The 19,123-nt window shown below is 59.6% G+C and carries 15 protein-coding genes and 1 pseudogene; 7 read left to right on the forward strand and 9 right to left on the reverse strand.

Features of this window, described 5'->3' with window-relative positions; translation table 11 throughout:
• Positions 1-9 precede the first annotated feature (9 nt).
• From HX830_RS14935 to HX830_RS14955, 5 genes are all read left to right on the forward strand, one after another.
• On the forward strand, positions 10-1,290 hold the full coding sequence (locus HX830_RS14935) for an HlyD family secretion protein (protein WP_248764294.1): 1,281 nt from the start codon (positions 10-12) through the stop codon (positions 1,288-1,290).
• Positions 1,287-3,452, forward strand: a complete 2,166-nt coding sequence (locus tag HX830_RS14940; protein WP_177100968.1) for a peptidase domain-containing ABC transporter — start codon at positions 1,287-1,289, stop codon at positions 3,450-3,452. Before HX830_RS14935 ends, HX830_RS14940 begins: the two co-directional genes overlap by 4 nt.
• Positions 3,449-4,459: a hypothetical protein gene (locus tag HX830_RS14945; RefSeq protein WP_177100970.1), complete on the forward strand. Its 1,011-nt coding sequence runs from the start codon at positions 3,449-3,451 to the stop codon at positions 4,457-4,459. Before HX830_RS14940 ends, HX830_RS14945 begins: the two co-directional genes overlap by 4 nt.
• Positions 4,456-5,844, forward strand: a complete 1,389-nt coding sequence (locus tag HX830_RS14950) for an efflux transporter outer membrane subunit (RefSeq protein WP_177100972.1) — start codon at positions 4,456-4,458, stop codon at positions 5,842-5,844. Before HX830_RS14945 ends, HX830_RS14950 begins: the two co-directional genes overlap by 4 nt.
• A 117-nt stretch (positions 5,845-5,961) precedes the next feature.
• Positions 5,962-6,498, forward strand: a complete 537-nt coding sequence (locus tag HX830_RS14955) for a hypothetical protein (RefSeq protein ID WP_177100974.1) — start codon at positions 5,962-5,964, stop codon at positions 6,496-6,498.
• A gap of 10 nt (positions 6,499-6,508) precedes the next feature.
• On the opposite strand, the gene HX830_RS14960 is transcribed toward HX830_RS14955, so the two are convergent.
• Positions 6,509-7,882 carry a DUF3482 domain-containing protein gene (locus tag HX830_RS14960; RefSeq protein WP_177100976.1) on the reverse strand — a complete coding sequence of 458 codons (1,374 nt, stop codon included), beginning with the start codon at positions 7,880-7,882 and terminating at the stop codon, positions 6,509-6,511.
• A complete protein-coding gene (locus tag HX830_RS14965) occupies positions 7,875-9,254 on the reverse strand; it encodes a DUF2868 domain-containing protein (RefSeq protein WP_177100978.1) in 1,380 nt (459 codons plus the stop codon). The genes HX830_RS14960 and HX830_RS14965 overlap by 8 nt, the downstream gene beginning before the upstream one ends.
• Before the next feature lie 140 nt (positions 9,255-9,394).
• Between HX830_RS14965 and HX830_RS14970 the strand changes: the two genes are divergently transcribed.
• Positions 9,395-9,907, forward strand: coding sequence for a dihydrofolate reductase (locus HX830_RS14970; protein WP_103494485.1), 513 nt, complete (start codon positions 9,395-9,397; stop codon positions 9,905-9,907).
• Positions 9,908-10,074: 167 nt separating this feature from the next.
• Here the strand turns inward: HX830_RS14970 and HX830_RS14975 are convergent, their stop codons facing one another.
• Complete coding sequence (locus HX830_RS14975; RefSeq protein ID WP_177100980.1) at positions 10,075-11,466, reverse strand: L-cystine transporter; 1,392 nt, start codon at positions 11,464-11,466, stop codon at positions 10,075-10,077.
• A 466-nt stretch (positions 11,467-11,932) separates the two neighbouring features.
• Here HX830_RS14975 and HX830_RS14980 point away from each other — a divergent pair, with 466 nt between their 5' ends.
• Positions 11,933-12,571: a hypothetical protein gene (locus tag HX830_RS14980; RefSeq protein ID WP_152736792.1), complete on the forward strand. Its 639-nt coding sequence runs from the start codon at positions 11,933-11,935 to the stop codon at positions 12,569-12,571.
• An 80-nt stretch (positions 12,572-12,651) separates the two neighbouring features.
• Here HX830_RS14980 and ilvD read toward each other — a convergent pair whose 3' ends face one another.
• From ilvD to HX830_RS15005, 6 genes and pseudogenes are all read right to left on the reverse strand, one after another.
• Complete coding sequence (gene ilvD, locus HX830_RS14985; protein ID WP_152736793.1) at positions 12,652-14,493, reverse strand: dihydroxy-acid dehydratase; 1,842 nt, start codon at positions 14,491-14,493, stop codon at positions 12,652-12,654.
• Between the two features lie 389 nt (positions 14,494-14,882).
• Positions 14,883-15,341 (reverse strand): REP-associated tyrosine transposase, encoded by a 459-nt coding sequence (locus HX830_RS14990; protein WP_152736795.1) that lies wholly within the window; start codon positions 15,339-15,341, stop codon positions 14,883-14,885.
• A 142-nt stretch (positions 15,342-15,483) separates the two neighbouring features.
• A pseudogene (locus HX830_RS32495) lies at positions 15,484-15,588 on the reverse strand (RlmI/RlmK family 23S rRNA methyltransferase); the annotation flags it as partial.
• Between the two features lie 65 nt (positions 15,589-15,653).
• Positions 15,654-16,865: a multidrug effflux MFS transporter gene (locus HX830_RS14995; protein WP_152736796.1), complete on the reverse strand. Its 1,212-nt coding sequence runs from the start codon at positions 16,863-16,865 to the stop codon at positions 15,654-15,656.
• Positions 16,858-17,823: a diiron oxygenase gene (locus tag HX830_RS15000; RefSeq protein WP_177100982.1), complete on the reverse strand. Its 966-nt coding sequence runs from the start codon at positions 17,821-17,823 to the stop codon at positions 16,858-16,860. Before HX830_RS15000 ends, HX830_RS14995 begins: the two co-directional genes overlap by 8 nt.
• On the reverse strand, positions 17,820-18,905 hold the full coding sequence (locus HX830_RS15005; RefSeq protein ID WP_177100984.1) for a SagB family peptide dehydrogenase: 1,086 nt from the start codon (positions 18,903-18,905) through the stop codon (positions 17,820-17,822). Before HX830_RS15005 ends, HX830_RS15000 begins: the two co-directional genes overlap by 4 nt.
• Between the last annotated feature and the right edge of the window lie 218 nt (positions 18,906-19,123).

Genomic DNA, 19,123 nt, shown 5'->3' on the forward strand with positions numbered 1-19,123 from the left:
AGTTCACCTATGCTTGAGTTGGGCAAGGTCGCGCCGCGAACGGCGCTGGCACCCGTGGTCTTCGCCTGGTTCGTCTGCCTGTTTTTCGCCGGTGGCCTGGTCCTGCTGTTTATCGGCAACTACGCGAAGAAAGAAGATGTCCCGGGCCGGATCCTGACCCGCGATGTGGTGCGCATCACCAGTGAACGCCCCGCCCATATCCGCGAAGTGCTGGTGGAGGCCGGCGACTCGGTGAGCAAGGACCAGCCCCTGGTGCGTATCCGCACCCTGGAGCCGGAAAGCTTCAACGAAGGCAGCGACAAACCCCTTTCCGCCCAAAGCGCCGAGCGTCTGGGCAGCTTGCTGGACGATGCCACGGGCGATGAACGCCAGGCCCGTTCGGCCCATGAAACCCAGAAAAAACTCCTGCAATTGCAGATCGAACAACTGCACAAGGATCTGCAACTCACCGCCACCATCAAGCGCTCGATCCAGCGTCGGGCCGCGATTGCCCAGGAAAATCGCCAGCGTCATGAACGCCTGGCCGCCGAAGGCGCGGTGTCCGTGGCGGCGCTGAACGAGGCGATCGTCAAGCACGAGGCTGTGCTCCAGGACCTGGCCAATAACGACCTGGCCCAGGCCAGCGCGCAGCAACGGATCCTCGAACTGGAGCAGCGCGGCAGCGAAGCCGATCACACTCTCAGCAGCCGCCTCAGCGATCTCGCCCGGCAACGCCATGACTTGCGCGAGCGTTTGGAGAACCTCAACAAGAGCCAGGAATATGTCCTGTTGTCCCCCGTCGAGGGCGTGGTCGATGCCGTCTCGGTGTTCCCCGGGGCCCGGGCCCAGGGCGGCCAGCCGATGATGTTGCTGCGCATCAGCCGGGCGCTGCACGAGGCGCCGGTGGTGGTCCTCGATGTCAGCCCGGCGGCCATCGGTTTTGCCGGCGCTGGCACCGAAGTCATCGTGCGGGTCGATGCGTTTCCCTATGAGCGTTATGGCGTGATCAGGGGGCAGATTGTCCGTAGCACCGCCAGTACCTACCTGGAAGCCGCGCCCGGTGCCAGGACCGATGGCGAGGAACCGGGGCCGACTTATCGCGCCGAGGTGAAGCTCGACTTTTCCGACCCACGGACCAAGATCCGCCAGGACTGGCTCAAGGACGGCATGACCCTCAGCGGTTCATTGCGTCTGGAACGCCTGAACCTGATGGAGTGGTTGTTCCTGCCGGTGCTCCGTGGGCTGGCGGGCAATCCTGACTACCTGCCGACGCTGGGCTCCCCGGCGCGGCCTGTGGATAAATCCGCATGAGCCGCCTCAAGCGATCCCTGCGCGAGGCCCTGGCCCGCTCGCGGCAGTTGTTCCAGCGCACGGTCCCGGTGATTCTCCAGGACGAAATGTCCGAATGCGGCATGGCCTCGATTGCCATGGTCGCCGGTTATCACGGCAAGGCCCTGAGCTTGCGCGAGATGCGCCAGCGCTACCGGGTGGCGCGGGACGGCATGTCGCTGTTCCAGGTGATCAAGGTCAGCGAAGAGCTGGGTTTCAGCTGCCGCCCGCTGCGCTTGCAACTGCACGATGTGCGGCAACTGCGCACGCCGTCGATCCTGTTCTGGAACAATATGCACTTCGTCGTGCTGCAATCCACCAATCGCCAAGGACTGCATATCGTCGATCCGGCGGTGGGGCGGCGTTTCTATACCTGGGAAGAAGCGCTGTCGATGTTCAGCGGCGCGGCGTTGGAAATGCTGCCGGGGCTGGGCTTCACCACCCAGGTCCATCGGCGTGTTCCCGGTACCTTCGGCCCGCTCGGCGTGCTGCGCAAGAACACCTGGCTGTTGCGTTACCTGGTGCCCATGGGCCTGCTGTCTGTGGTCGGCTACTTCGGCGCCATCGCCGCGCCCAAGCTGTTTTCCCTGACCATCGATGAAGTGGTGGCGAAGAACGACGAGGATTTCCTGTTTCTGATCCTCTATGTCTTTGGCGGGATCTTTCTGTTCAAGAGCCTCGCCGCCTGGCTGCGGGCGGTCCTCGATATGCGCCTGCGCGTTGCCCTGAGCCAGGACCTGTCCACCGGCGTTATCGCCTGGCTGCTGCGCTTGCCGGTGAGTTATTTCGAGCGCCGCGCCCCCGGCGATATCCTGCGGCGGACCCAGGCCACCGACAAAGCCTTCGTGCAGTTCACCGCCGGTTGGATGGACATATCCATCGACCTGGCCTTCGGCGTGGCGTTTCTCGCACTGATGGCTTTGATCAACGCCAAGCTGGCGGCCCTGTCGTTGCTGTTGTGCCTGCTGTTCTTTCTGTTTCGCGGCGTGACCCTGCCGGTCATGGAGAAACACCACAAGACCTCGATCGAAGCCGAGACGGCGCGCAACGTGACCCTGCTCGGCACCCTGGGCAATGTCGAGTCGATGAAGCTCTACAACTACGAAGCGGCCAAGCTGGCGAACTGGAGCAACCAGCACACCGATACCGAAATGGCCCGCGCCGGCGTCCAGCGTTTGCAGGCGATGAACCAGGTGGTGCACGAAGGGTTGTCCCATGGCCATTCGCTGCTGGTCAGCGCCCTCGGTGCGCTGGCCGTGCTCCACGGCGAGAACAGCGTCGGCGACCTGTTCGCCTTTGTCCTCTACAAGGACATGTTCATGGGCTGCGCGCTGAAGGTGGTCGACAGCTATATGAACCTGCGGCTGGTGAAGGTCGAGCTCAAGCGGGTCGAGGAAATCGTCGATGAACCGGTCGAGCAGGTGGAGTCGAGTGTGTACAGCGCCGATCCCCTTGGCCAGCAGCAACCCTTGCGCTCGATCCAGATCGAAGGCGCGCGCTTTCGCTACAGCTCGTTCGACCGGCCGACCTTCGAGGACCTGAGTTTCAGCCTGGAAAGCCCGAACCGACGCATCGCGATATTCGGTCCTTCGGGCTGCGGCAAGAGCACCTTCCTGAAAGTGCTCGCCGGGTTCTATGCCCTGGACACCGGGCGCTTCAGGATCAACGGCCAGGCGATGCGGCATTTCGGTTTGCGCCGCTACCGCCAGAGCGTGGCCTATGTCACGGCCCACGACGAAATCATCGCCGGGACGGTGATCGAGAATATCCTGATGGACAGCGACCCGCTGGACGGCACGCGTTTGCAGAGCTGTGTCGAGCAGGCCGGGTTGCTGGAAAGCATCCTGAAACTGAGCAATGGCTTCAATACCTTGCTCGGACCCATGGGCGTGCAATTGTCCTCGGGCCAAAAGCAACGCCTGTTGATCGCCCGGGCACTGTATCGGCGCCCGGAACTGTTGTTGCTTGATGAGCCGACTTCCCATCTGGACCCCAGTGCCCGCGATGTGATTATCGAGACCGTGCGCCGCTTGCCCATGCTGTGTGTGATCGTGACCCACGACAAGGCCGTGGCCCTGGCCTGCGACAGGGTATTGCTGATGCACCAGGGGCGTTTGCGGCCGTTGAGCGGCGCGGCGCGATGACTCCGTTTCGTCCGGGCTGGCCGATCCGCCGCTGGCTGTGGTGGATGCGCTGCAAGGCCGGGTTGCGGGCGCGCTTGGTGAAAGGACTGGCGCTGATCTTTCGGCTGAAGGTTGCGCACCGTTGCTTGCCGCTGTTGCCGGTCGTGCTGCTGCGGCTGCCCTCCGCGTGGCGCGGCCCGGACTACAACGCCTGTCGGCAGAACCTCGAATTGTTTGGACTGGAGCCCCGCGCCTGTCGGCTAGTGGCTTGTCGCTACAGCGCCATCCAGTTGCAGTGCGCGATCTACCAGGTGCTTTACCCTCGCGATTATCCCGAGCGGTTGCGGGCCTGGATTCGGGCAATTGCCTGGAACGATCCGCAGCAACACTGGCCGCGTACGCGGGTGCGCTCGACCATCATCGTGCTGGCGCACACCGGGGAATACTGGATGGCGGTGGCCTGCATGATCGAGCGCTATCCGGCACCGAAGCGTTTCATCATTCCGATCTGGAACTTCAACGATCCCCTGACCCGGCGCTCCCTCAAGAGCCTGGAAGCCTTCGGGCATCGTGTGGATATTCTCGACAGCAACGCGCCAAAGACCGCGTTGGCGATTGCCCGGGCGCTGAAGCGCGGCGACCAGGTGATCATCTTTGCCGACCTGCCGGTGAGTTTCGGTGGAGTACGTTCCGGCGAGCCGGTGGACGGCCACCTGTTCGGCCGTGCCGCGCAATTCGTCAAGGGGCCGATGTTCCTGGCGGCGAAAATGAAGTGCGATGTGCTGCTGGCAGGGCATCGTGCCGAGCTTGGCGGCTGCGGTGAGCTGCATGTGATTCGGTGGATCACCCGGGCCGCCGCACCGGATATGCAGGCGCAATGGGCGCGGGCGATGGAGTCGTTTATTGCCGAGGCTCCCGAGCACTGGTTCTACTTGTCGCGGTTGGAGGCTTTCTATCAGCGGCAAAAGACTTCGGACGAGAAGTCCTCGGGACTGCCGGGTCTGCTGCAACGGCGGGGGCTCGGATGATGAGGCGCAGCCCGGGGCTGACGCTGGTTGTCCTGCTATTGGCCGGGTGTTCGTTTATTCCCGATTACCAGCAGCCGTCGCCAACCGTGGCCGAGCACTGGCGAGACGCGAGTCCCCAGGGCGATGCCGTGCCGTTGCCGGACTGGCACAAGGTTTTTCCCGACCCCGAGCTGCAAAGGCTGATCGAGCTGGCGCGGGTCCATAACCATGATCTGCAGGTGGCCGTCCTGCGCATCGACGAGGCCCGGGCGCTGTATGGGATTTCCACCGCCGATCAATGGCCCAGTGGCGGGATCGACGGTTCGGTGCAACGGCAGAAGATTTCCGCCGCGGACTCGCCCACTGGCAAGGCGGTGATCCGCGAACAAGGGCAGTTCAGGCTGGGGATCACCGCCTTTGAACTGGATCTCTGGGGCCGCGTCCGGGCGTTGAAAACCGAAGCCGGGCAACGCCTGGTGGCCCGTGAAGAAGATGCCCTGAGTGTGGGGATCAGTCTGGTCGGCGAGGTCGCGACGGCTTACTACGAACACCGTGCCTATCTTGAATTGCACCGGCAGAACCGACAGTTGCTGGAGCGGGCGGGCCAGTCGAAACGGCTGATCGGCCGCCGCCAGGAATTGGGACTGGCGAGCGAACTGGAGTTGCGTCAGGCCGATACGCTGGCGTTGACCCTGGAGGCCGAGATGGCCGACGCGGCGCGTCAACAGGGGCTGGCGCTGAACCGCCTGGAGTTGCTGGTGGGCACGACGCTTGATCCCGCGCGTCTGTCCTCCGGGGAGTGGAGCGAAGGGCCAACGTTGCCGGAGATTGCCCCGGGCCTGCCTTCCGAATTGTTGGTGCGCCGCCCGGATATTCGCGCCGCCGAGGCCCGGCTCAAGGCCTTCAACGCCAATATCGGTGCCGCCCGGGCGGCCTTTCTGCCGAGCATTTCCCTGACCGGCTTCTTCGGTGTCAGCAGCCCGCAGTTGAGCGAGCTGTTTTCCGGCGAGGCCAAGGGCTGGTCCTTCACCCCCGCCGTGACCTTGCCGCTGTTCGATATCGGTCGGCGTTTCACGCAGCTTGAGCTGTCGAAAGTGCAGCGTGAGATTGCCGTGGTCGAGTATCAGCGTTCGATCCAGCAGGCCTTTCGTGAAGTGGCCGATGCGCTGGCTTCGAACGAGCCGCTCAATCGGCAGCTCAATGCACAGCAGCGGCTGGTGCTGAACGAGTCGCGCCGCGTCGAGTTGGCGCAACTGCTCCATCAGGATGGCTTGAACAGCTACCTCGAAGTGCTCGATGCCCAACGCGGCCTGAGCACGGCGCAACAAGCCCTGATCAGGACCCGTTTGTTGCAGGTGAGCAACCGTATCGCCCTGTACAAGAGCCTGGGCGGTGGGTGGTCCTGAGCGTTGCCGTGCCTCTCAGCACAGGGCGCGGTTTCGTACACAGGCTCAGGAATCCTGGTCTGGTGGCTGAAAGATGCGCTGCACTAGGGTAGTGGCTCACATGGAAAGGAGTTGTTTATGCGTTATTTGAGAATGACCGCCCAGGATCGCAGCGGCAATGGTCGGGCCGATACGGTGTTGCTGCGCTTTTATGAGGAAGTGCCCGGCAAGCCTGACAAGCTGGTGCTCAAGGCGGCGTCGGTCGATATGACCGCCGATGGGGTGACGGACTTGCAGTTCGGTGGTGACGTCAACGGTGATGGCAGGGACAACGCCAAGGACGAAAAGCTGCTCAGGGCCTTTGCCAACCAGTTCCTGAAGCTTGGCTGGTTCAATCGAGGGAAAAGCTGGCAGCGCTATATCAAGGTGTTTGCCGAGAACTACCACCACGACAAGTCACCGAATGTGGTGAGGTTGCATCTTCATGAAGGGACGGGGACGCCGAGAAACCAGACCCTGGTCTTCAAGGCCTCGGCCCATGACACCGACAATAATGGGACGCTGGATTCGGTGGTTTATTTCGATGCCGACGGTGAGGGTATTGTCAGCCGGGCCGAAGAGGAGTGGATCAAGTCCATGGGCCGGACCTTTCTGAAGTTCAAGTGGTATAGCTGAACGTCCTGCTTCAGGTCTCAGCCAGACGCTGTAACAGCAAATCGATTTGCTCCTGGCGTTCTGGCTGGTTCAACCGGGCCTGGGGGTTGAGCGACGACCACTGCGGATGTGCCCGGGCCTTGTGCAAGGCCTCGGGCAACTTGCCCTCACGCCAACGGGTATCCACCGGCAGGCTCATCTTGATGCTCTCCATCGCCGCATGCCCACGTGCCTCCAGGGCTTGCAGCAGTTGCCGTTGGCGCAGGGCCAGCAGGCGCAGCACGTTGTCGTCGACGGTCAGTTCCCGTTGGCCCTTGAGTTTGCCCAGCAGGCGGCTGCCATAGCCGCGGACGGTTTGCAGGGCGCCACCGGCGAGGGCTCCGGCCAGGGCGGCCGCGCCTAGGGTCAGACCTCCCACCAGCAGGTCGATACCAGCACCCGCCGCTGCACCTGCGGCAATCCCACCACCGACCTTTACACCGAGTTGCTTGAGGGTTTCAGGGTTGAACAGATCGTCACCCCAGCGCCCGTCCAGTAACGGCAGGTCGCCGGCCGCCGCGTCGCCACGGCGGAATCCGTAGAGCTTGAGCAAAGCCTCGACACAACGTTGCTCCCGTTGGCGCACGGCTTGGCGCAGTTCGCCGATGGCTTGGGTTTGCGCGTCGGCGGCGCTGACCACACTGCGCCGACAGGCCGCACAGTCGATCAGCAGTTCGGCGATCAGGCGGTTGGCGCTCTGCCGCCGCGCCCGCCGCTGGGCCTCCAGGTCGAGGACCAGCCGTTCCAGCTGCGGTCGGGCGCCTTCGAGCAACAGCGCCAGGCTTTCATACAGCCGCCGCTCACCGTCTTCCGGCGGGGCCACGCTGTCGAAGCGCACCAAGGCGTGCAGGCCCAGGCGGGCCAGGGCTTCACGCCACTCCGGCTCGCGCTGTTCGGCGCTGCTGACAAAGTTGAGCACCGGCAACAGCGGCTTGCCACAGCTGGCGAGGACGCTCAGTTCGTCGCGGTATTTGGCCAGCACCGGCTCGCGAGCGTCGATCACATAAAGCCCGGCATCCGAAGCCAGCAACTGGCGCAGCACCTTGGCTTCCTGTTCGAAGCGCTGGCGGGCTTCGCTGCCATTGAGAAAACGGGCGACGCGGGCCGGGCCGTCTAGGCGCTCGCCGGGGCGATCAAGGCGTTCGAGATAGTCGAGCAGGGCGATAGCATCTTCCAGTCCCGGGGTGTCGTAGAGTTCGAGCAGGGCTTCGCCGTCCACCGACAGCCGCGCGCCTTCCACATGCCGGGTGGTGCTGGGGCGGTGGGAGACTTCGCCGAAGCCGACGTCGCGGGTCAGGGTGCGCAACAGCGAAGTCTTGCCGACATTGGTGTGACCGACCACGGCCAGTTTCAGGGCTTTAGTCATGACCGGTCTCCAGCCAGTTCAGCGGAGCGCTGTCGGCAAAGGGCAGTTCCAGTTGTTGCAGGGCGTTGTGCCAGTCGCCGAGGCGATCGGCATCCAGGGCCTGGCCGGGCGGCGCCTGCAGCAGCCAGACCCGGGTCGCGCCGGCGCTGCGGGCCAGTTCGGCGATCAGCCCGAGGCTGCCACGGTCCGGCGAGCGCCGTGGGTCACAGGCGATTGCCAGGCGTGCGGGCGGGAAGCGGGTCAGTTGTTCGAGGAGTTTATGCCGCGACTCGCGGCTGTCGAGGATACCGGCGTCCTTGACGGTTTTCGGCAAGGTCGGCGGCCAGGGGCGCTGGTTGTCCAGCTCGATGGCCACCAGCAAGGCGCCTTCGCTCTCCAGCGCGGAGGTGCCGGTCTCGGCGTTGTGCAGCGCGTCGGGTGCCGTATCGCTGACCCCCAGGCGTTCACTGCTGGGCATCAGCCGTTCACGCAGTTGCGCGTAGCCGGGCAGGTTGAGGTCCAGGCTCAGGGCGCGGCTGCCACGGCGCCAGCGCCACAGGCAAAAGCCGCCCAGCAGCAGGCGCGGTAACACGCCATAGACCACCAGCACTCCCACCAGCCAAGTGGCCCAGGCGTGCCGGGCGTTCTCCAGGTTCAGCGCGGTATTGCCGCTGGCACGGATCATCTCCGGGTCGGGCAGGTTGAAGCCGAGCAAGGCGGGCAGGGCGCCGAGGGCCTGGGTCACCACGACAAAGGTGTCGCCGCGCAGCAGGGTGGTTTCCCAGACAAAACCGTAGCGCCGGGTCGACATCAACATCAGCAGCAAGACCAGGGCGCTGAGCATGGCCAGCAACCACAGGCCGTGGACCACGCAGCCGATGGCCCAGCGATTGAGGCGTCGGCGCTGGAGCATCAACAACAGGGCCGGCGCCAATTGCGCGGCCTGGGCATCGCGGGCGAGTTTTTCACTGAGCCACAGCCAGAGGCGGCCGAAGCTGGCCGCGTGTTCACCGGCGAAGACCAGGCCCAGGGCCCAGCTCAGCAGCAATAGCAGGTTCAGGCCGAGCAGGCTGCCGAGGGCCCAGAACACATTGACCGGCGTCTGGCCGTTGCCCAGGGCGGCGAAAGCCATGCCGGCGCCACTGACCATCACCAGCACCGCGAGGACCAGCAGCGCCAGTCGCGCGCCCTGCAACCAATGGTGTAACGCGTTGAGCAGGCCATCGCGCTCGGCCAGCCAGAGGGCGCGGTTCTGGATGCGGGTCGGCAGGTCGCCCCCCGCGGCGCGGGCGCGGCGATTGGCTTCGAGGTCTTCCAGCGGGCCTGCCTGTTCTTCGCGCAGGCGCACCGTCTCGGTCAGCCAGAGGCGGTGCAGGGGAGTCGGTTCAGTCACGCGGCGTCCTGGGCTCAAGTGAGCTGGAAGCATAACCGCTGCGGCGGGTAGCTGCATCCCGCTGTCCCTTGTGGAAAGGGCGAGTTAATTTTGTCGGCGTATGTCCGAGTCGGCCCATGGGCTCTGGTATCCTCGGTGGCATGAACAGAACTCTCCCTTTAAGCCTGATCGCGGCCCTCGGTGAAAACCGCGTGATCGGCGTCGACAACAGCATGCCCTGGCATTTGCCGGCGGATTTCAAGTACTTCAAGGCCACGACCCTCGGCAAGCCGATCATCATGGGGCGCAAGACCTGGGATTCGCTGGGCCGGCCATTGCCGGGCCGGTTGAACCTGGTGGTCAGTCGCCAGGCCGGTTTGCAGCTGGAAGGCGCGGAGGTTTTTCCGTCCCTTGCGGCGGCGCTGGTGCGCGCTGAACAGTGGGCGTTGGAGCAGGGCGCGAGCGAGCTGATGCTGATCGGCGGGGCGCAGTTGTATACCCAGGGGCTGGAACAAGCGGATCGGCTGTACCTGACCCGTGTGGCGCTGAGCCCGGAGGGGGATGCCTGGTTTCCGCAGATCGATGAAAGCCTGTGGAGGTTGGTGTCGGATGAACCGCACCCGGCGGCTGAGGGTAAGCCGGCGTTCAGTTTCGAGGTGTGGGAAAAGCGTTAAACGCTGTTCCTAAGAGGTGCCGAGGCTGAGCATGGTCTTGAGGGCCTCTTCGCGGGCAAGCTCCGCTCCCACATTGAGTTTTGAGTCGTACCCGAATCTTGTGTACGACCGAGAACCTGTGGGAGCGGAGCTTGCCCGCGAAGACGTTAGAACAGACGCCTAAAGACTCAAGCCTGCGCCAATTCCCCATGCTCTTCAGCCTCCAGCAGCGCCTTGTCGGTCTGCTGCATCACCTGGCTGGCAATCGCCCCGGCGGTGATCGAACCGCTGACATTCAACGCCGTGCGGCCCATATCGATCAGCGGCTCGACGGAAATCAGCAACGCCACCAGTGACACCGGCAAGCCCATGGCCGGCAACACGATCAGCGCGGCAAACGTCGCCCCGCCACCGACCCCGGCCACCCCGGCCGAACTCAAGGTCACAATGGCCACCAAGGTCGCGATCCACAGCGGATCCAGCGGGTTGATCCCCACCGTCGGTGCCACCATCACCGCCAACATTGCCGGATACAGCCCGGCACACCCGTTCTGGCCGATGGTCGCGCCGAACGAGGCGGCAAAGCTGGCAATCGACTGTGGAATCCCCAACCGGCGGGTCTGGGCTTCAATGCTCAGCGGAATGCTCGCCGCGCTGGAGCGGCTGGTGAAGGCAAAGGTCAGCACCGGCCAGATCTTGCGAAAGAAGCGCAGCGGGTTGATCCCGGCCAGGGACACCAGCAGGCCGTGGACCACAAACATCAAGCCCAGGCCGATATACGACACCACCACGAAACTGCCCAGCTTGATGATGTCCTGCAGGTTGGAACCGGCCACCACCTTGGTCATCAGCGCCAGCACGCCATAGGGCGTGAGTTTCATCACCAGGCGCACCAGACGGGTGACCCAGGCTTGCAGGGTGTCGATGGCATTCACCACCTTCCGGCCTTTCTCGGCATCATCCTTGAGCAGTTGCAGCGCGGCCACGCCCATGAACGCGGCAAAGATCACCACGCTGATGATCGAGGTCGGCTTGGCCCGGGCGAGGTCCGCGAAGGGGTTCTGCGGGATGAACGAAAGCAGCAACTGCGGCACGTTCAGGTCGGCGACCTTGCCCGCGTAATCGCTCTGGATCACTTGCAGGCGGGCCAATTCCTGGGTGCCGGCCACCAGGCCTTCGGCGGTCAGGCCGAACAGGTTGGTCAGGCCGATACCGACCAGCGCGGCGATGGCCGTGGTGAACAGCAGTGTGCCGATGGTCAGGAAGCTGATCTTGCCCAGGGATGTGGCGTTGTGCAGGCGGGCCACGGCGCTGAGGATCGAGGCGAACACCAGCGGGATCACGATCATCTGCAGTAATTGCACATAGCCGTTGCCGACCAGGTCGAACCAGCCGATGGAGGCCTTGAGCACCGGGTTGCCGGCACCATAGATGCTGTGCAGGGCGACACCGAAGAGCACCCCCAACACCAGGGCGAGCAGCACTTTTTTCGCCAGGCTGAAGGTGGTACGACGGGTTTGGGCCAGGCCCAGCAGCAGGGCGAGGAACACCAGCAGGTTGAGAATCAGCGGCAGATTCATTGAAGCTCCGGAAAACGATAGGTGCCAATTGCTCTGGTCGGCAATTGTGAACCGGTAAGCCTAACAGCTTGATAAATATGGATTTAATATCGATGTGGAATGGCTTCCATCGTTTTTGGAATAAGCCGCTGGCGCTTGGGCGTGGTGACGTGACCGGAACACGGGGAAGCATGGATGAAGACTGTCATAGACATTTGCCAGGGGCTGTTGCTGTTTGATACTAATAAATTGAAACTTGGGAAGTTCACAATCGGACTTATCTTATAAATATTAAGTATTGCTTTTCTTTTTGGGTGGCTGACGGAAGGCTTGAAGTTCGGGTGAGGACTAAATAATATTTATTTCGAGCTTTAGACCGTGTTGTGTACGGAGCAGGCCCAGGGTCGCTGCGTCTATAACGCTTTTGATTTTATAGGGATACTGTTCAGTTTTAAATGAGCTGAGTTGAGCTGGGAGGCGATAAGCTGTGGGTGTTTCGAATGTGTTCTTGTGTGCGGCCAAGTCTGCAGGTGCCATTAAAAAAGAAAAGTTCAGTCAAGGAAAACTGATCAGGGCCGAGCAAAGCTCAATTATCCGCCAAGGTATTTGTGGCGGGATAAGCATGATTTTTTTGGGGCTCTATGCCAAGCATGGGCTGCGTAGCTTGACGGATGCAAAATCATATAGTTGGTCGGCTTTATTAGAATTTGGGCTCAAGATTCAAAACGGATTGGCGGAGGTTCATGTCGATGGTGTTGGTCAGACGGCCAGCCAGGCAAGTGCTCAGGCATTGGCAATTAACTGTACTCGCTTGGGACCTGTCGTTGGCTTGAAATTTGTGAAAATGTATCCTGTCTTGACATGGCCCTGCCAGGAACGGATATCGAGAATTGTCATGTCTGAGCCGGGATATTACTTGATAGGTATTCCCGGTCATTATGTGACAGCTGTTTGCAGCCGCTCAGGTTCGACGGTTTTCTTTGATTGTAATGCGGGCGCGGCCGAGTTTAGTGGTGTCGATGGGATGATTAGAATGTTAGCGGGATACTTTAATAATAAGCAGGTGATGGATCTCTATACGGGGAGCACAAACAACGTGCATATTATGCGTTTTGATGCGATGTAATGAACTCATCGACGCTCCAGAAACATGCTTTCAAAAAGAACCGGCGCCTGGGCGCCGGTTCTTTTTGACATATATATGTCTTAGAGACCGTCGAGCATCGCCTTGTTGCGCACCGCGCCCTTGTCGGCACTGGTGGCGAGCAACGCGTAAGCTTTCAAGGCCGTGGTCACCTTGCGTGGACGCACTTCCACCGGCTTCCAGCCCTTCTTGTCCTGTTCGGCGCGACGTGCCGCCAGCACCTCATCACTGACCAACAGGTTGATCGAGCGATTCGGAATGTCGATCAGCACTTTGTCGCCGTCCTGGACCAGGCCAATCGCGCCACCCGCGGCCGCTTCCGGAGAAGCATGGCCGATGGACAGGCCCGAAGTGCCGCCGGAGAAACGCCCGTCGGTCAGCAGGGCGCAGGCTTTGCCCAGGCCCTTGGACTTCAGATAGGACGTCGGGTAGAGCATTTCCTGCATGCCCGGGCCGCCTTTCGGACCTTCGTAACGGATGATCACGATGTCGCCGGCCTGCACTTCGTCGGCGAGGATGCCGCGCACGGCGCTGTCCTGGCTTTCGAAGATCTTCGCGTTGCCTTCGAACACGTGGATCGACTCGTCGACACCGGCGGTTTTCACCACGCAGCCGTCCAGGGCGATATTGCCGTAGAGCACGGCCAGGCCGCCTTCTTTCGAATAGGCGTGCTCGACACTGCGGATGCAGCCGTTTTCACGGTCGTCGTCGAGGGTTTCCCAACGGGTCGACTGGCTGAACGCGGTCTGGGTCGGGATACCGGCGGGGCCGGCCTTGAAGAAGGTGTGTACCGCTTCATCGCTGGTCTGGGTGATGTCCCACTTGGCGATGCCCTCGGCTAGGGTCCTGCTGTGCACGGTCGGCAGGTCGGTGTGCAGCAGGCCGCCACGGGCCAGTTCGCCGAGGATGCTGAAGATGCCGCCGGCGCGGTGCACGTCTTCCATATGGTACTTCTGGATGTTCGGCGCGACCTTGCACAGTTGCGGCACGTGCCGGGACAGGCGGTCGATATCGCGCAGGTCGAAATCGATCTCGGCTTCCTGGGCGGCGGCCAGCAGATGCAGGATGGTGTTGGTGGAACCGCCCATGGCGATGTCCAGGGTCATGGCGTTTTCGAACGCCTTGATATTGGCGATATTGCGCGGCAGCACCGAGTCATCGTTGTCGCCGTAGTAACGCTGGCACAGCTCGACGATGGTGCGGCCGGCCTGGAGGAACAGTTGCTCGCGGTCGGAGTGGGTCGCCAGGGCCGAACCGTTGCCCGGCAGGGCCAGGCCCAGGGCTTCGGTGAGGCAGTTCATCGAGTTGGCGGTGAACATGCCGGAGCACGAACCGCAGGTCGGGCAGGCGCTGCGCTCGTACTCGGCAACCTTCTCGTCAGAGGCGCTGGAGTCGGCGGCGATGACCATGGCGTCCACCAGGTCGAGACCGTGGGCGGCCAGTTTGGTCTTGCCGGCTTCCATCGGGCCGCCGGAAACGAAGATCACCGGGATGTTCAGGCGCAGGGCGGCCATCAGCATGCCGGGGGTGATCTTGTCGCAGTTGGAGATGCAGACGATGGCGTCGGCGCAGTGGGCGTTGACCATGTATTCGACGGAGTCGGCGATGATCTCGCGGCTCGGCAGCGAATAGAGCATGCCGTCATGGCCCATGGCGATGCCGTCATCCACGGCGATGGTGTTGAATTCCTTGGCCACGCCGCCGGCGCGTTCGATCTCGCGGGCGACCAGTTGGCCCATGTCCTTGAGGTGGACATGGCCGGGAACGAACTGGGTGAAGGAGTTGGCGACGGCGATGATCGGTTTCTTGAAGTCGGCGTCTTTCATCCCCGTGGCGCGCCACAGGGCGCGGGCACCGGCCATGTTGCGGCCGTGGGTGGATGTTTTCGAGCGGTAATCAGGCATGGAGCACTCCGGGCGGCTAATCAGGTATCAAATGGGGAGTGAGCTTCTATGGACCTTGGGAACACTCAGAAATGGCCGTGTGTCCGAAAGCTGCCGATAACACCACGGGATCGCCGTGCGTTTCAGCCTGAGCTCATAAACCCGCCGGGGGATGACTGGCGATGAATAAGCTGATTCTACACGGGTCGTGGACGGAAGGAATCGCGGCAAGTGTTGTGTCAGGGGTCACAACGCGTGTGGGATGACGACTGGTGGTTTCCGGATATGAATATTCTGTAGGAGCGAGCTTGCTCGCGATGGAAGTTCGGGCACCGCGGGACACCAGGTACCCCGCGTTATCGTTGACGCCCATCGCGAGCAAGCTCGCTCCTACAGACGGGGGCGTACTGTCAGAGCCATATGGCATCCCAAAGCGGATAATCGCCGATATGCTCGGCCAGTCCCGCTCGTAGCGGGTTGGCGACAATGTAACGAGCCATGGCTTTCAAGTCTTCTTCACGGCGCAGTGCCCGATCGAAGTAGCCCTTTTGCCAGAGTGGTGTCTGAAGTCCCCTGATTTTGTTGATGGCGCGGGCGCTGCGGGATTTTGTGCACTGCATCAGCCTGGGCAGGTCGCCGTTGTGCAGTTCAAGCAACCAGTGAAAATGATCCGGCATCACGACCCAGGCCAATGATTGCGCGGCACCGGTTTGCTCGGCCTGCTTGAACTCATTCACCACCAGTCGGCCCAGGTGCCAATCCATAAAGATCGGCTGGCGATTCAGGGTGACTGCGGTAAGAAGGTAGATGCGCCCCGGTTCCGAAAAGCGGCCGACGCGTAGTCGATGGGTGTGAGGGAAGCTGGACATTCCGTTGTCCTCTGTGCAAGTGGAGGAACAACGTTAATGGAGGGAGGTTCGGATTGTCTTGCTGGCAGTGGGTCAGGATGTGTCCGTTGGAACGCATCGCGAGCAAGCTCGGTCCTACAGGGGGAGCGAGCTGGGTACGATCTTAGCTGTTAGGCAACAACCGGCAAATAATGCTCTTGATATAGCGCGTCTCCGGGATCGCCGGGTGTACCGGATGACCCGGGCCATGGCCACCGCGTTCCAGCAACAGGAAAAGGGTGCAACTGCCGAGGCTGGGATTATGGAGTATGAAGGATGACGACCGGGATCGTGTTACTCGAAAACCGGCCGCTGGTTACGTCGCTGGATTAGCGTGTTCAGGCCAAGTCCGGTCGTGCTCAATAGCAGAAAGGACAAGGCGAGTGTCGCTTCGAGTGCCACTGGGCTGAGATTGACTAGCGCACTGATCAGTCCGCCGCAAACGAAAATCAACGTGTTGCCAGCAGAGGCGCTTGCGCCAGCTTGGTCCGGGAAACACTCCATGGCTTTTGAGGTCGCAGCAGGACGAGTGATAGTGGTGCCCGCAGTACAAATGATCATCGGTATCAGCATCGTTATTGTCGACAAACCGAAGTGATGTGACAGGTAAAATAGCATCATGCCCGCGCAGAAAATAAAGCATAGGCCCACTGTGATTTGGGTGTTGGCGGTTATTTTGGTGCTTAGAAGTCCTGCGACTGCACCGCCGATGACATAAGCAGCGCCGTAGAACAACAGGGTTAGTGAGAACTCGTACTCGGAGAGTTGCAAATGCTCCATGAATATCAATGGTGAAGCAACGATGAACGAAAAGTGACAAGTAAAAACCAGCGCAGCGATTAGCCAATAGCCAAGGAACTTTATATCTGTGCAAATATGGCGATAGGATTGGAAAATTGAGCGGTGAGGGGCGCGCTCCACTATAGGGATAGGATTCTCTAGGAGCAGGTAGGCTTTGATAAATACCACCGCGGCGACTATGGTAAATATATAGAAACTGCCTGGCCAATCAAGCCGGTTCTGCAATGAGGCGCCGGCCAAGGGTGATAGCGATATGAAAATACCGCTGGCGGTAACGATGAGAATGCGTAACCGATCTCGCTCTTTGCCCTCGAATAGATCTTGGACGAGGGCTTGTGAGAGCACAAAACAGCCGCACCCGAGTGCTTGGATTAGGCGAAAAAGTAAAAACAGACTGTATTCGTTGACTAGCGCACACCCCAGCGCCCCCAGCATGGATATCGCCATACCGGTCAGAAGGAGGTTTTTTCGGCCTATTTTGTCTGATAATGGCCCGATGAATAATTGAGAAATGGATATGCCGACGGCGAACAGGCTGATGGACAGGGCAATGTCGGCAGGGGATCGATTGAAATGAGAGGACAGTGAAGGAACAGACGGGAGCAGCACATCGATAGGAAATACCCCTAGCAACACCATGGACAGTAAGAGCGCAATAGCCGAGATTTTCTTGTTTTTCTCTATGGTATGACTTAACTCAATCATCGATCAGTCCCGCTTCCTTGAAAGGAAGTTTGTTATGTTTGTTGTCGAAAACACCAGCTTTTTTCATAGCAAGGAAAGTAGGCGTGGCACCGACTCGGATGCGTTGGATAGCGGTAGACTTATTCAAGAGTGGGTAGATGATAGTACGGATTTGAGAGGTGGAGAAACCTGTGCTGAGGAGACTTTCTGTCAGCCACGGCTCATCAACTTCTGAAAAAATCAGAATGATGTTTTTCAGCAGTTCTACTGTGAGTAGCTGTTGGTTGGCTTCAAGGCGCTGCCAAAAATAGCAGAAAGCATCTGCGAAAAATCGACTGTGTCGAGCTTCGTCTTCCAGATGCTGTCGTAGAATCTGGTATACGCTGGAAATTATGGTGTTACAGGTGACGTTGAGTAGCTCTTTGGCAATGATTGTCTCGGATACAAAACCAATCAGGAACCATGCCAGTGGTTTGTGCTCTGTCTCGACTCTATCGATAAGGTCAAGCAAGAGAGTGATTCGTAGTGGTCTAGGACTTTGGCTCTGAATACAATAGTATTCTGAAACCTGTTTGGCTATTTCATAAGAAAAATATGCATGGTAGCCCTCATCGGTATAGAGTTGTAAGGCGGCGGACTTCATTGACTCAGGTATGTCATCTTGCAATTCCCCATGGATAATAGTTTCTACAGACCGATTGACGATTTTGTGTTCTAGTACGGTGGTGTAGTCGAGAAAATGAATCAAGTGGTTGGCTGTTAGTCTTTGCTTGAGTTTCTTGTCTGTGTTAACGGTTAATGGGTGTTGTAGATAGGGCATGAAGGTTGGAGGGAACCAGTATTTACTTTCTAGTTCAAGCTCCAGCTCTCGCTTGGAAGGAAAAAGAAAATTGCTTTTTCTTGTTCTTACACAGGCTTTGTTATCCCAGTCTCCCAAAGTAAAGAGGGGCGAGTTGGCCATGGAGCTGGAAAGTGTCATTGTTGAACACTCCGTTCCTCGATCAGCGTGCGGAGTTCTTTGCACTGAGCTTCTGAATCGCCCTTTCCGCATCCCACGAAAAACAGGACTTGTTCAGGACTGTTTTCCAAATTCAGCAAATCCTCGATTCGTTCGTCAGCCATAGCGCCGGTCAGCCAGGTTTTCAGCCCGAGTGCAGTGGCGATCAGTTGGAACGTTTGGGAGATGTGACCCGTTTCGACGTAGGCCATCCGATAGGCTCGCGAGTGCTCATATTTCCACCACAATTTGTCAAAGCGACAGGTGAGAAACACACCGAAAGGCAACGCGTTGATGAAATGCTGACCAGCCAGGAATAGACCCAGAGGTTTGGCAGGCAACGGGCTTGTGAGGCTCAATGCATGGTGGTTTGGATGATAGCGATAAATCCCGGGATCTATCCCCTTGATCCTACGAGCATAGATAAAGCCATCGCAGGCATTCAATCCACCCCCGGAAGGGCTGCTGCGTCGTGATCGTAATGTCTCGGGAATGGACTCATCTATATCCTGCTCGCGTTCTTTCAGATAACCGAGTGAGAGATAGAGTAATGTGCTGGCGTGGTTGAGGGATATTTCGTCTTCGCTGAATGATCGGCAGGTTTTTCTACTGATCAGGCTGTGGGTCAACGACATCTTTAATGACCCTGCCGACAATGGGGGTGGCAGATGGATTAGAGGGGGTGTGGGGGGGGGCTCTGAGAGGAAGTCAGGTGCCGGCTTTTTCAATACTTCATCACAATGTGCCAGATAGTGAACTGACCACTCTTGAATATCTTGGATCTCATGTTCGTAAGGAATGTCCTTGGTGCCGATATGGAATATCTTCGACAGCTCATCCCAGTTCCAGTCAAGGGTCGTGTGTTTTGTTGCGCTAATAATTCCGGATGCGAGAAATTCTGCGTCCATCGAAGCATTGGCGTCAAATGAGTCGGGATTGTCTATGAGTTCGGTCAGACGTTTTGCATAATGAACGTTTAATTCGTACTGGGTGTGTGTTTTATAGTTCCATACGATCTGGTGTGGTGGTCGAGCAATAATAAATAGATTCGGATTTATATGCATGGTGTGCCACCTTGTTGGGGAATGCTAACAAGAGGGGGTCGGGCCGCCGGCACTTCCCGATCCCTCATTGATATTAGCGCTGCTTGGTTGCTGCCAAGCAATTAAGGTTGGCGATTTTTTTGGCTTCCAGATTAATTTTTTTCATGAGTGTTACTCCATTGAGTTGAATGGCTGATATTGCTGTCTTAGTCATTTGTGAAATGACTATCTCAATAGTA

The organism is Pseudomonas gingeri (assembly GCF_013385425.1).
GTDB lineage: Bacteria > Pseudomonadota > Gammaproteobacteria > Pseudomonadales > Pseudomonadaceae > Aquipseudomonas > Aquipseudomonas gingeri_D.

What these genes read in the sequence shown, in the direction of transcription:
- HX830_RS14935 (WP_248764294.1), top strand. Translation starts at nt 10, where the DNA reads ATGCTTGAGTTGGGCAAGGTCGCGCCGCGAACGGCGCTGGCACCCGTG.
- HX830_RS14940 (WP_177100968.1), top strand. Translation starts at nt 1,287, where the DNA reads ATGAGCCGCCTCAAGCGATCCCTGCGCGAGGCCCTGGCCCGCTCGCGG.
- HX830_RS14945 (WP_177100970.1), top strand. Translation starts at nt 3,449, where the DNA reads ATGACTCCGTTTCGTCCGGGCTGGCCGATCCGCCGCTGGCTGTGGTGG.
- HX830_RS14950 (WP_177100972.1), top strand. Translation starts at nt 4,456, where the DNA reads ATGATGAGGCGCAGCCCGGGGCTGACGCTGGTTGTCCTGCTATTGGCC.
- HX830_RS14955 (WP_177100974.1), top strand. Translation starts at nt 5,962, where the DNA reads ATGCGTTATTTGAGAATGACCGCCCAGGATCGCAGCGGCAATGGTCGG.
- HX830_RS14960 (WP_177100976.1), bottom strand. Translation starts at nt 7,882, where the DNA reads ATGACTAAAGCCCTGAAACTGGCCGTGGTCGGTCACACCAATGTCGGC.
- HX830_RS14970 (WP_103494485.1), top strand. Translation starts at nt 9,395, where the DNA reads ATGAACAGAACTCTCCCTTTAAGCCTGATCGCGGCCCTCGGTGAAAAC.
- HX830_RS14975 (WP_177100980.1), bottom strand. Translation starts at nt 11,466, where the DNA reads ATGAATCTGCCGCTGATTCTCAACCTGCTGGTGTTCCTCGCCCTGCTG.
- ilvD (WP_152736793.1), bottom strand. Translation starts at nt 14,493, where the DNA reads ATGCCTGATTACCGCTCGAAAACATCCACCCACGGCCGCAACATGGCC.
- HX830_RS14990 (WP_152736795.1), bottom strand. Translation starts at nt 15,341, where the DNA reads ATGTCCAGCTTCCCTCACACCCATCGACTACGCGTCGGCCGCTTTTCG.
- HX830_RS14995 (WP_152736796.1), bottom strand. Translation starts at nt 16,865, where the DNA reads ATGATTGAGTTAAGTCATACCATAGAGAAAAACAAGAAAATCTCGGCT.
- HX830_RS15000 (WP_177100982.1), bottom strand. Translation starts at nt 17,823, where the DNA reads ATGACACTTTCCAGCTCCATGGCCAACTCGCCCCTCTTTACTTTGGGA.
- HX830_RS15005 (WP_177100984.1), bottom strand. Translation starts at nt 18,905, where the DNA reads ATGCATATAAATCCGAATCTATTTATTATTGCTCGACCACCACACCAG.